This is a genomic window from Affinibrenneria salicis (assembly GCF_008710095.1).
In genome coordinates, this window is the sequence record NZ_VYKJ01000011.1 from 178,247 (window position 1) to 190,816 (window position 12,570).

At 58.3% G+C, this 12,570-nt stretch carries 10 protein-coding genes and 1 tRNA gene; 7 read left to right on the forward strand and 4 right to left on the reverse strand.

Going from position 1 to position 12,570, the window contains the following annotated elements:
- Positions 1-61: 61 nt before the first annotated feature.
- Positions 62-934, forward strand: coding sequence for a carbohydrate ABC transporter permease (locus FJU30_RS19420; RefSeq protein ID WP_150436623.1), 873 nt, complete (start codon positions 62-64; stop codon positions 932-934).
- Positions 934-1,749: a carbohydrate ABC transporter permease gene (locus tag FJU30_RS19425; protein ID WP_150436624.1), complete on the forward strand. Its 816-nt coding sequence runs from the start codon at positions 934-936 to the stop codon at positions 1,747-1,749. Before FJU30_RS19420 ends, FJU30_RS19425 begins: the two co-directional genes overlap by 1 nt.
- A 127-nt stretch (positions 1,750-1,876) precedes the next feature.
- Here the strand turns inward: FJU30_RS19425 and FJU30_RS19430 are convergent.
- From FJU30_RS19430 to ligB, 3 genes are all read right to left on the reverse strand, one after another.
- A tRNA-Pro gene (locus FJU30_RS19430) sits at positions 1,877-1,953 on the reverse strand.
- Between the two features lie 164 nt (positions 1,954-2,117).
- Entirely contained in the window at positions 2,118-3,782 is a 1,665-nt protein-coding gene (gene eptB / locus FJU30_RS19435) for a kdo(2)-lipid A phosphoethanolamine 7''-transferase (RefSeq protein ID WP_150436625.1), read from the reverse strand.
- Between the two features lie 113 nt (positions 3,783-3,895).
- Complete coding sequence (ligB, locus tag FJU30_RS19440) at positions 3,896-5,587, reverse strand: NAD-dependent DNA ligase LigB (RefSeq protein WP_150436626.1); 1,692 nt, start codon at positions 5,585-5,587, stop codon at positions 3,896-3,898.
- Between the two features lie 328 nt (positions 5,588-5,915).
- On the opposite strand from ligB, the gene gmk reads away from it, so the two are divergent.
- Genes gmk through recG form a run of 5 tightly spaced genes read left to right on the forward strand, consistent with a single transcriptional unit; the run spans position 5,916 to position 11,775 of the window.
- Positions 5,916-6,539 carry a guanylate kinase gene (gmk, locus tag FJU30_RS19445; RefSeq protein WP_150436627.1) on the forward strand — a complete coding sequence of 208 codons (624 nt, stop codon included), beginning with the start codon at positions 5,916-5,918 and terminating at the stop codon, positions 6,537-6,539.
- Positions 6,540-6,593: 54 nt separating this feature from the next.
- Positions 6,594-6,869: a DNA-directed RNA polymerase subunit omega gene (gene rpoZ / locus FJU30_RS19450; RefSeq protein WP_150436628.1), complete on the forward strand. Its 276-nt coding sequence runs from the start codon at positions 6,594-6,596 to the stop codon at positions 6,867-6,869.
- 18 nt (positions 6,870-6,887) lie between these two features.
- On the forward strand, positions 6,888-8,996 hold the full coding sequence (spoT, locus tag FJU30_RS19455) for a bifunctional GTP diphosphokinase/guanosine-3',5'-bis pyrophosphate 3'-pyrophosphohydrolase (RefSeq protein ID WP_150436629.1): 2,109 nt from the start codon (positions 6,888-6,890) through the stop codon (positions 8,994-8,996).
- A 5-nt stretch (positions 8,997-9,001) separates the two neighbouring features.
- Positions 9,002-9,694: a tRNA (guanosine(18)-2'-O)-methyltransferase TrmH gene (gene trmH, locus FJU30_RS19460; RefSeq protein WP_150436630.1), complete on the forward strand. Its 693-nt coding sequence runs from the start codon at positions 9,002-9,004 to the stop codon at positions 9,692-9,694.
- Positions 9,694-11,775 (forward strand): ATP-dependent DNA helicase RecG, encoded by a 2,082-nt coding sequence (recG, locus tag FJU30_RS19465; RefSeq protein ID WP_150436662.1) that lies wholly within the window; start codon positions 9,694-9,696, stop codon positions 11,773-11,775. The genes trmH and recG overlap by 1 nt, the downstream gene beginning before the upstream one ends.
- A gap of 9 nt (positions 11,776-11,784) precedes the next feature.
- Here recG and FJU30_RS19470 read toward each other — a convergent pair whose 3' ends face one another.
- Positions 11,785-12,564 carry a helix-turn-helix transcriptional regulator gene (locus tag FJU30_RS19470; protein ID WP_150436631.1) on the reverse strand — a complete coding sequence of 260 codons (780 nt, stop codon included), beginning with the start codon at positions 12,562-12,564 and terminating at the stop codon, positions 11,785-11,787.
- Positions 12,565-12,570 lie beyond the last annotated feature (6 nt).

A 12,570-nucleotide genomic window follows, 5' to 3' on the forward strand; every position in this document is an offset into this window, starting at 1 on the left:
GCCGTCCCGGCAGGCCCGTGCCGCCGGGACGTTCAATGTTTGCAGCAGTCGAGAAGATCCCATGCTTAATCAGTCAGGCTGGCGTAATTTCCTCTACATCTTACCGGCGGTGTTCATTTACTCACTGTTCCTGCTGCTGCCTTTGCTGATCTCGCTGGGCGTCAGTTTTACCGAGTGGGACGGCACCAACTGGCCGATATTTAACGGTTTCGGTAATTTCGTGAAGATGTTCGGCGATCCGGTGTTCTGGATCTCGCTCGGCAACAACGCGCTGCTGATGCTGTTCTATACCCTGTTCCCGCTGACCGTCGGGCTGGCGTTGTGCAGCTTCCTGCACGACATGCGCAGCGACGCCGAAAGAAGCCTGCTGCGCATTCTGTTTTTCCTGCCCTACATTATGCCGATGGCGGTGCTCGGCGTGGTGTGGCGCTGGCTATATAACCCGGCCTTCGGCCCAATCAATCAGTTTTTACGCGCGATCGGGATGCCCCATCTGGCGCTCTCCTGGCTGGGTAATTTTGGCTGGGCGCTGCCGGCGGTCGGACTGGTCGCCACCTGGTATTTCTTTGGTTTTTGTCTGGTGCTGTTCATGTCCGGCATACAGCGCATGGATCCTTCTCTGCTGGAAGCGGCGCAGCTGGACGGCTCATCGGCCCGGCAGAAGTTTATCCGCATCACCCTGCCTTCGCTGCGGCCGGAGATTCGACTGGCCCTGCTGATGACCGTTATCGCCAGCCTGAAGGCCTTTGACCTGGTGTATGTCATGACTCAGGGCGGGCCGGGCACAACTACCATGGTGACCAATCTCTATATGTATAAACAGGGCTTCGACCTGCATTATTTCGGCTACGCCTCGTCAGTGGCGCTGGTCAGTACGCTGATCGTTTTTGTGATTAATGCGGGTATTCACTTTATTATTCGGGAGCGTTATTAATGCGCGGCGCACCTCTTTTTTCCCGCACGCTGATTTGGCTGCTCGCGCTGATGACGATTCTGCCGTTTCTGATGGCGTTTATGACATCGTTTAAAACGCAGATGGAGCTGTTTCAGGGTGTATTTTCCCTGCCCTCGCGGCTCAATTTCGCCAACTATACGACGGCCTGGCAGCAGGGACATTTTAACGTCTACTTTATCAATTCGGTGCTGGTGGTTTTTCCAGTGGTTATCTGCAGCATTTTTCTCGGCATTCTGTCGGGATTTGGCTTCGCCCTGCTGAAAATCCCGGGCAAGAGACTATTCGCCGCGCTCATGGCGCTGGGCATGGTGCTGCCGGCCGAGGCGTTTATCATCCCGCTCTACCATGAACTGCGCTGGATGGGGCTGACCAATACCAGACTGGCGCTCATCCTGCCGCAAATCGCCATGTCGCTGCCGTTCACCACTCTGATGATCGCTACCGCCTTTCAACAGGTGCCGAAAGAGTTGATTGAAGCCTCGGTAATGGATGGCGCATCCCGAAGGAAAATTTTGTGGGGTATTCTGGTGCCGGCAATCTGGCCTACGCTCTCCACGCTGGCGCTGCTGCTGTTTATCTGGACCTGGAACGAATTCCTGATCCCCCTGATTCTGGTGAACCAGGAAGAACTGCGGACGTTGCCCATCGGCATGATGTTCTTTCAGAACAAAAACACCATCAACATCCCGGTGCTGATGGCCGGCGCGATGATTGTGATCCTGCCGCTGGTGGCTATTTTTCTGCTGTTCCAGCGCAAATTCATCAGAGGGGTCACGGAAGGGGCGGTAAAGTAAAAGGTCGCCCGCGCAAAACGCCGGGCTGGTGAACGCTGGCATAGCGCGACGACGCTAAACGGCAGACAACAAAAAACCCGCCTGAGCGGGTTGATGTTTTCGGCAACCGGGCGTTACCGATAAAATTTGGTCGGTGAGAGAGGATTCGAACCTCCGACCCCTTCGTCCCGAACGAAGTGCGCTACCAGGCTGCGCCACTCACCGAATGCGGGGCGCATATTACTGCGCCCCTGGGAATGCGTCAATCCCTTTTTGCAAAAAGACGCCGCGCTTTCGCTTAAATCATCGTCGGTCGCGCATTTTACCGCCATATTGCTGATTTTTAACCGTATCCGCAGGGCAAAAACGCAGGCCAACGGTCGTCAGGTTTATTTCTGGCACCAGTTATTCGCCGGGTTAATTCCGCCATTGGGCGAGGTATAACCCAGGCAGCCCAGGATTGAATCGAACAGCTCTTCATGGCGGAATACTCTCCCCGTGCGCTGCCGGCTCTGCAGTCGCTCAAAGGCGCTGCGGTTATTGCTGTCGGCCAGGAAAGTATCCGAGGCCCAGACAATGACCGGAGAACGGAACTGCTCGGGCGGCGCCATCTCGCGCGGCGTACCGTGGAAATGGTAATTATCGTCAATCGACTCGCCGTGATCGGAGGAATAGAACACCAGCGCCTTTTTATCCCTGACCTGATCGATGACGCTGTCAATAAACGAATCGGTATACAACACGCTGTTATCAAAAGCGTTAATAAGCTGAGCCCGCGAGCAGGCCGAGTCCACGCCCATGCATTCCGGCTGGTAACGAGCAAAGCTGCGCGGATAACGCATTGAGTAAAGATAATGCGATCCTTTAGTGTGCAGCACCACCAGATGTTTGCCTTTCGGATAGCGTTCCAGCGACTCATCCAGTTCGTTCACCAGCAGCATGTCGTCAACCGTTTTGCCATCGTTGCGTTTTTCCGACGCGATCATCTCGCGGAAGGCGTAGTTATCCGCATCAATACTGTTGTAAAACCAGACCTCGCTCTGCATGGCGAACAGCTCAGAGCTAAAGCCCAGCCGTTTCAATACCGCGAAAACGTTTTGCTCTTTTAACGTGCGCTGCGGATTATTTTCCGCGCCGCCCTCTCTGACGAACATACAGCGCATCGACAGTTTGGTGGCGGTATCGCAGGAGTGGCCGCGAAAGGCCACCAGATTCTTTTCTTTCGACAGTTTGGGCGTGGTATCGCGCTCATAGCCGAGTATCCCCATATGATCCCAACGGGTAGTTTCGCCGATAATAAAGATCACATAGGTATCGTCAATGCCGGACGGAGCAACCCAACTGAACTGTTTGCCCGGATCGAACAGCGTCTCCGCGTCCTGTCGCTCGTCGTACTGGGTGTAAACAAATAGCCCCAGCGCGGAAAGCCAGTTAGAAGGAAGATACGAGTGCGCCACCACGCCGCCGTAGCTGGGCAAATCAACATTGGATATTTTCTCTACGTCCGACTGTCTCTCGCCCACATATTTCAACGGCAGCCAGACCAGCGCCACGGCCAGCACCAGAATCAACAGCGGCCGAAGGCGTTGCCCCGGCGTTTTTAATTGCGCAATCAGCGTATCCTTTAATGCATTACGCCAGATAAAAAACAGCGGCGGCGCGCTGATCAGAACCATCCACAGCACAAAATTGAGACCGACCACTTCTTTAGACAAATCGACATCCGTGGTCATCACCGACGCGATAATACCGTAGCCGATCACCACATTGAAAAAGGTCATGTAATAACTGGCCGCCACCGAAATAAGCACCAGCAGGGATGCGATAATTCGATAAAAACGGCTTCCGCCCAGCGAAATAATACGCATGAGAAAGAAAGTAAATATCACGCTCACCATAATCTCGACCACGGCGGACATCGCCTTGGTGAGGTCCATGGCAGGTAAAATCAGGTCAAAACGGCGGTGGTAAACGGAAAGGTTGAGAAATAAGCCGATATATATCGACAGGAAGAGCGACAACATTGGCTGCGAAAGTGAATTAACAAACTTCATTTATTCAAATATCCAAAGGAATTTATTGTTTTCTGATGCATTAGGACAATTCACCCGCAGCAGAGTTCATCCCCCGGCGCCGGATGGCACTTTTTAACCCGCGCCTGGCGCCGTCACGGAATAACCACGCCGTGCTGCGCCAGCCCAGCAATCAGCTTCACCACCGCCGGATGGTGTAAAAAAGCCATAATTTCTTCAGCTCGTTTCTGACCAATGCCGGGAAACTGCCGCCACTGCCGGCTGTCTCGCCGCTGCAACGCGCGCCAGCCGGCATCGTCGAGGGAGAAACGCGCGACTGACGGTATCGGCAGCCCCAGCGCGATCAGCCAGCGGGCCAGCGGCCGTTCGCGCGCCTGCTGAAAACGCAGGTAAAGCAACGCCGCCTGCCGCTCCCCGACGCCCGGCAGCGCCGCCATTTGTTCGCGCGACAGCGCCAGCCAAGATACCACATCATGCACGGCGCCCTGCTGAATAAATCGTCGCCAGAGCCCTTCGCTCACGCCGCTGAGATCGAGTCCCTGCCGGCTGCTGAGCCAGCTCAACCGGGCCAGCAGCTGGCTGTGGCAGCCGGGCGTAAGCTGAAAGCAGCTCAGCGCATGAAACCAGCCGCTATCCGGCTCGGTCGCCGTCCGGCGCTGCGCCATCCGCCAGACGACTTCGTCAAGCCGCGGAATGCCCTGCCCGGCCAGACTCACGCTCACCCGATCGCCCGGCTGTACGTCCCGCTGCCGCCAGCGCGCCAGCGACCCCACGTTCACTCGCCGTACCTGTTTATCATCAATGCGTACCGGATGGAGATCGAGCACTACGTTGATCCTGCCCGTCCTGCCGACGGAGAAGTCGATCGCCCGTACCGCCGTCACCTGCTGGCGGAGCGGATATTTCCAGGCGATGGCCCAGTCGCCGCCCGCCGGCTGCCAGTAGCGCCCCTGCGGCTGTTCGCCCTGGCGGATAACCACGCCGTCGGTCACGAAGGGCAGCGGTTGCTGATACCACGTCAGACGTTGCCGCTCCGCCTGCTCAATAGTGGCGACGGGCAAGGTGTAGTCGCCCTCCCGGCCAAACCCCATGTTGCGCAGCGCGTTCAACCGTTCGGGCATATTGAGCGGGCCGTCCGGCCACGCCCAGATAAACAGTCCGATACGTTGCAGCAGAGAAGAGGGTTGCTGCCGGCGCATTTCCCCCGCCACCCTGGCCCGGGCGTTTACGCCGCCCTGCCGCTGCTGGCGATGATCGGTCATTATCAGGTACAACTCGCCCTGCAAAACCAACTCAGCGGCGTCGCTCGCCACACGCTGCGGCACAGAGGGCAATTGCCGGACCTTTTCAGTCCAGTCCTCGCCGAACCGTCCGTCGCCGCGGCTGATCGCCGAGTGCAGATGACCATTGCGGTACACCAGCGTCACCGCCACGCCGTCAATCTTCGGCTGAATCCATAAATCCTGCCGTTGCGCCATCCAGCGCGCCAGCGTTTTGCGATCTGCAATCTTCTTCAGTCCGGTCTGCGCCACCGGATGGCGCAGCCTGCCGCCCATCGCCAGCGCCGCAGGCGACGGCGCGCGCGCCGGATGAAAACAGCGCTGCCAGGAATGCAGTTGCTGACTCAGTTGGTCGTAAACCTCGTCCTCCACCAGACTCACGCCCTGTGCATGATAGGCGCGATCCCAGCGCGTAATTTGCTGCTCCAGCGCCCTAATTTCCGCTTGCGCCCGCCCGGCGCTCCATGCCGGACAAGCTGGCTGGGCCAGCGCCGTCCGCACGCTCAGGCAAACCAGCGCCCAGATAATCAGCAGTCCCTTTTTCATGTCGCTCTCCTTATTTCAAGGCGAGGGTAAGCGAAAATCGGACCGGAAGACGAGCGTCGAAGAAGCGGGGTGCGAAAGCGCGCGCAGCCTTTTTCAGCAACGCGGAAAGGGATAACCGGACAGTTCGACGGCCCGAAGGAAACACGGGGAAAAAGTTGAATAAAACCGTCGGCAGCAAAGCGATACGGGAAGCGCTGGCGAGTCATCCTTCAGCTGGCGGGGCGACGAAACCTAACGTAACGCGACAGAATGCCCCGTCCGCGTGTATAATGGACGAAAGCGCGCTTTCTGCCGCATATTATCTCAATCGTAATCATAAAACTTCACTATGGCTCAAGGCACGTTATATATCGTTTCCGCCCCCAGCGGCGCCGGAAAATCCAGTTTAATTCATGCGTTGCTGAAAACTCAGCCGCTGTACGACACGCAAGTTTCGGTATCACATACCACGCGCGCCATGCGGCCGGGCGAAAAGCACGGCGAACACTACTTCTTTATTGATGTAGCCGAATTCAAACGTATGATCGAACAGGACGCCTTTCTGGAATATGCCGAAGTGTTCGGCAATTATTACGGCACCTCGCGCAAAACCATTGAACAGGTGCTGTCTACCGGCGTGGATGTATTCCTGGATATCGACTGGCAGGGCGCCCAGCAAATCCGGGCCAGAATGCCGCAAGCGCGCAGCATTTTTATTCTGCCGCCGTCAAAAGAGGAACTGGACCGGCGGCTACGCGGCCGCGGTCAGGACAGCGACGAGATTATCGCCGGGCGCATGGCGCAGGCGGTCGCCGAAATGGCTCACTATGCTGAATATGATTACCTGATTGTGAATGATGATTTCGATCTGGCATTATCCGATTTAAAAACGATCATTCGCGCTGAACGTCTGCGTCTCGGCCGTCAAAAGGCGCGACATGACGCTTTAATCACCAAACTATTGGCAGACTGAGGGCTCTTTCAGTATGATGCCCAGTCTTTTCTTTCCCTGTGGAGTAGCACACTTATGGCACGCGTAACTGTTCAGGACGCTGTAGAAAAAATTGGTAACCGTTTTGATCTGGTATTGGTCGCTGCCCGTCGCGCCCGCCAGATTCAGGTCGGCGGTAAAGATCCGCTGGTTCCGGAAGAAAACGACAAGTACACCGTTATCGCGCTGCGCGAAATCGAGGAAGGTTTGATCACTTCCCAGATTCTGGACGTGCGCGAGCGTCAGGAACAGCAGGAGCAGGAAGCCGCGGAACTGCAGGCGGTCACCGCTATTGCTGAAGGTCGTCGTTAATCACCGAACGGATAACCATTGTACCTGTTTGAAAGTCTTAATCTGCTGATCAAACGCTATCTGCCGGAAGATCAGATTAAACGTCTCCGGCAGGCGTATCTTGTCGCGCGTGATGCCCACGAGGGGCAAACGCGCTCCAGCGGCGAGCCCTATATCACGCACCCGGTCGCGGTGGCCTGTATTCTGGCTGAAATGCGTCTCGACCATGAAACGTTGATGGCGGCGTTGCTGCATGACGTTATCGAAGATACGCCGGCGACCTATCAGGATATGGAACAACTGTTTGGCAAGACCGTTGCCGAACTGGTTGAGGGCGTATCCAAACTGGATAAGCTGAAGTTCCGCGATAAAAAAGAAGCGCAGGCGGAAAACTTTCGCAAAATGATCATGGCGATGGTGCAGGACATTCGCGTCATCCTGATCAAGCTGGCCGACCGTACGCACAACATGCGTACGCTGGGCGCGCTGCGCCCGGACAAGCGGCGCCGCATCGCGCGCGAAACGCTGGAAATATACAGTCCTCTGGCTCATCGTCTGGGCATCCACCATCTGAAGACCGAGCTGGAAGAGCTGGGTTTTGAGGCGCTGTATCCGAATCGTTACCGGGTCATTAAAGAAGTGGTTAAAGCCGCGCGCGGCAACCGCAAGGAAATGATTCAGAAAATCCTGTCTGAGATCGAAGGCCGGCTTAATGAAGCCGGCATCGCCTGTCGCGTCAGCGGTCGGGAAAAGCATCTGTACTCGATTTATTGCAAGATGCACCTGAAGGAACAGCGCTTTCACTCCATTATGGATATCTACGCCTTTCGGGTTATCGTGCGGGAGCTGGATACCTGTTACCGCGTGCTGGGCCAGGTACACAGCCTGTATAAGCCGCGGCCCGGCCGGGTTAAAGACTACATCGCCATTCCCAAAGCCAACGGCTACCAGTCGCTGCACACATCTCTTATCGGCCCGCACGGCGTGCCGGTCGAGATTCAGATCCGCACCGAGGATATGGATCAGATGGCCGAAATGGGCGTGGCCGCGCACTGGGCCTATAAAGAACACGGCGAAAACAGCAGCACCACCGCGCAGGTGCGCGCCCAGCGCTGGATGCAGAGCCTGCTGGAACTGCAGCAGAGCGCCGGCAGCTCATTTGAATTTATCGAAAACGTAAAATCCGATCTGTTCCCCGACGAGATTTATGTTTTCACCCCGGAAGGGCGCATTGTGGAACTGCCGGCCGGCGCCACGCCGGTGGATTTCGCCTATGCGGTCCATACCGATATCGGCCACGCCTGCGTCGGCGCCCGCGTCGATCGCCAGCCGTACCCGCTGTCGCAGCCGTTGTCCAGCGGGCAAACGGTGGAAATCATCACCGCGCCCGGCGCCCGGCCGAACGCCGCCTGGCTGAATTTCATCGTCAGTTCGCGCGCGCGGGCCAAAATCCGCCAGATGCTGAAAAACCTCAAGCGCGACGACTCCGTCAGCCTCGGCCGTCGCCTGCTCAGCCATGCGCTGGGCGGCAGCCGTAAACTGGCCGATATTCCGAAAGAAAAAATTCAGCGCGAACTGGACCGCATGAAGCTGGCCTCGCTGGACGATCTGCTGGCGGAAATCGGCCTGGGCAACGCCATGAGCCTGATGGTGGCCAGAAACTTACAGGGCGAGCAGGAACAGGTCGCCGCGTCCGGCGTGCGTAAACTGCCGATCAAGGGCGCTGACGGCGTGCTGCTGACCTTCGCCAAGTGCTGCCGTCCGATTCCCGGCGATCCCATTATCGCCTATGTCAGCCCCGGCAAGGGTCTGGTGATTCACCACGAATCCTGCCGCAACATTCGCGGCTACCAGAAAGAGCCGGAAAAATATATGGCGGTGGAGTGGGACGACCGTATCACCGAGCAGGAATTTATCGCCGAAATCAAGGTGGATATGCTCAACCATCAGGGCGCGCTGGCTAACCTGACCGCCGCGATAAACACGGCCAACTCCAATATTCAAAGCATTAATACCGAAGAGAAGGACGGCCGGGTTTACAGCGCCTTTATTCGTCTGACAATGCGCGATCGCGTCCATCTGGCTAATGTGATGCGCAAAATCCGCATCATGCCGGACGTGATTAAAGTCAGCCGCAACCGAAACTAACGTTTATGACACCGCAACGCTACGCCCGTATCCGCGATATGCTGGCCATCCGCCAGCCCGATCTGACGGTCTGCATGGAGCAGGTACATAAGCCTCACAATATTTCCGCGGTTATCCGCACCGCCGACGCGGTCGGCGTGCATCAGGTGCACGCGGTATGGCCCGGCAGCCGGATGCGTACGCTGGCCTCCTCCGCGGCCGGCAGCAACAGTTGGGTACAGGTTAAAACCCATCGCACGGTCCAGGATGCCGTCGCCCAGATGAAAACGCAGGGCATGCAGATCCTCGCCACGCACCTGTCGCCGACGGCGGTGGATTTTCGCGATATCGATTACACCCGCCCTACCTGTATTTTGATGGGCCAGGAGAAAACCGGCATCAGCCAGCAGGCGCTGGCGCTGGCCGACCGCAACATCATCATTCCAATGGTCGGCATGGTGCAATCGCTCAATGTTTCCGTCGCCTCCGCGCTTATCCTGTATGAGGCGCAGCGTCAGCGTCAGCTGGCCGGCATGTATCAGCGGGAAAACAGTCTGCTGGATGAACAAGAGCAGCAGCGCCTGCTGTTCGAAGGCGGCTACCCGGTGCTTGCCCGGGTGGCCAAACGCAAAAAACTGCCGCGCCCCACAATTAACCAGCAGGGGCAAATCGTCGCCGACGCCGCCTGGTGGGCCGCAATGCAATCGTCGGGCCGCTGATGCAAGGGCGCCTGCTGCAATCCCGACCGCTGAGCACATTAGCCGGCGTTGGAGCCAGTCAGGCCGCAAAACTGGCCCGACTGGGGCTGGAAACCGTGCAGGACTTGCTGTTCCATCTGCCGCTGCGCTATGAAGACCGCACCCGCCTGTACGCCATCAACGACCTGTTGCCAGGCCTCTACGCCACGGTGGAAGGCCAGGTGCTGCGCAGCGATATCTCCTTTGGCCGCCGCCGTATGCTGACCTGCCAGATTAGCGACGGCACCGGCATACTGACCCTGCGCTTTTTTAACTTCAATGCCGCAATGAAAAATAGCCTGGCGAACGGTCAGCACGTCACGGCCTATGGCGAAATCAAACGCGGCAAAGCCGGCGCGGAGATCATTCACCCTGAATACCGGGTGCAGGGCGACGAAAGCGCGGTCGAACTGCAGGAATCTCTGACGCCGGTTTATCCCACTACCGAAGGCGTGCGGCAGGCCACGCTGCGTAAGCTGACCGACCAGGCGCTGGCGCTGCTGGACGCCAACCCGATCGACGAGTTGCTGCCGGCGGAACTGAGCCGCTCGCTGATCGGTCTGCCGCAGGCGCTACATATTTTGCATCGTCCGCCGCCGGACGTTCAGCTCAGCGAGCTCGAGTTGGGCACCCATCCGGCGCAGCAGCGGCTGATTATGGAGGAGCTGCTGGCGCACAATCTGAGCATGCTGGACGTGCGCGCCGGCGCGCAGCGCTACCGCGCCCAGCCGCTGGCGCATAATGATGCGCTAAAGCGGCGCCTGCTGGCCTCCCTGCCGTTTACCCCGACCCAGGCCCAACAGCGGGTGACGGGCGAGATTGAAGCCGATATGGCCAAACCCTTCCCGATGATGCGGCTGGTGCAGGGCGATGTGGGTTCGGGCAAAACCCTGGTCGCCGCGCTGGCGGCGCTGCGGGCGATCGCCAACGGCCGCCAGGTCGCGCTAATGGCGCCGACCGAACTGCTGGCCGAGCAGCATGCGCATAATTTCCGCCAGTGGTTCGCGCCGCTGGGGATCGAAGTCGGCTGGCTGGCCGGCAAACAGAAGGGCAAAGCGCGTCAGGCGCAGCAGGACGCCATCGCCGGCGGCCAGGTCGCTATGGTGGTGGGTACGCACGCCATCTTCCAGCAGCAGGTCAAATTCAACGGGCTGGCGCTGGTTATCATTGATGAACAGCACCGTTTCGGCGTGCATCAGCGCCTGGCGCTGTGGGAAAAGGGCGAGGAGCAGGGCTACCATCCGCACCAGTTAATCATGACCGCCACGCCGATTCCGCGCACGCTGGCCATGACCGCCTATGCCGATCTGGACACATCGGTAATCGATGAGCTGCCGCCCGGCAGGACGCCGGTCACTACCGTCGCCATCGCCGACACGCGGCGCGGCGAAATTATTCAGCGCGTCGATCGCGCCTGCCAGCAAGAGGGCCGTCAGGCCTACTGGGTGTGCACGCTGATTGAAGAGTCCGATCTGCTGGAAGCGCAGGCGGCGGAAGCGACCTGTCAGGAGCTAAAGGCCGCCCTGCCCGACATCCGCGTGGGTCTGGTGCACGGACGCATGAAAGCGCAGGAAAAGCAGGCGGTGATGGAGGCGTTTAAACAGGGCGAGCTGCAGCTGCTGGTCGCCACCACGGTGATCGAGGTGGGCGTGGATGTGCCGAATGCCAGCCTGATGATCATCGAAAACCCGGAGCGGCTCGGCCTGGCGCAGCTGCACCAGCTGCGCGGGCGCGTGGGCCGAGGCGCGGTCGCCTCGCACTGCGTGCTTCTGTACAAAAGCCCGCTCAGCAAAACCGCGCAAAAGCGGCTGCAGGTGCTGCGCGACAGCAATGACGGGTTCGTCATTGCGCAGCGCGATCTGGAAATTCGCGGCCCCGGCGAACTGCTCGGCACGCGTCAGACCGGGAATGCGGAATTTAAAGTCGCCGATCTGCTGCGCGATCAGGCGCTGATTCCGCAGGTGCAGCGCGTCGCCCGTCATCTTCACCAGCATTATCCGCAGCATTCGCGCGCGCTGATCGAGCGCTGGCTCCCGGAAAGAACGCGCTATACCAACGCCTGACGCCCCGCCCTACTCCTGGCGCCGCTGCCAGAATAACGCAAACAGCGCCGACTGGGTTTTGACTTTTAATTTCGCGTACAGGTGCTTTTTGTGCGCGCGCACCGTTTCGATCGATATCGCCAGCCGGCGAGATATCTCCTTAGTAGAACAGCCGCTTAACATCAGGTGCATCACTTCGTTTTCCCGCTCGGTCAGCGTGGCGAACTGCGCTGACTGTCCGCACAGCGGAGCGGCGCTTTTATCGCCGGCCGATAATTCGAAGCGCATCCGCTGACGCATCAACGGCAGCAGCCAGGGCTCCGTCAGCGTCATCACGCCAATATCTTGCGAACTGAAGGCGGTCGAGGCGCCCAGCGACAGGCAAAGTATGTTCTGTTCGTCCAGCGGCAGATTAAACTGCACTTCGTCTTCCACAATATTGCGCTTAAAGTAGCGGCGGTAATATTCGGTTTCCCTGAAATGCGCCGGCGCCACCTCCACCAGCCGCTGGAGCCCCAAACCCGGGTTGCGCCACGCGTTGATATAAAAAGGGTCCAGCAGATAGAGCCCCTTTTGGTAATCGATAAACAACTGCGCGTCGCTGCCGTCGCTGTCATCGCTTTCGGCCAGGATCACCGGCCGGTTATGGCGGGAAAACAGCAGCACCGCCCAGTTATTAAACACCACTCTTTCGCGTAAATAGCGCGCGACGTAATACCAGAATTCGGGCATATCCAGGCTGTCAATCAGACGGCCAAATTCCCGATGCCACGCCAAATTCTCCAGAGATAAGAAATACTTATTACCCATTAGGGT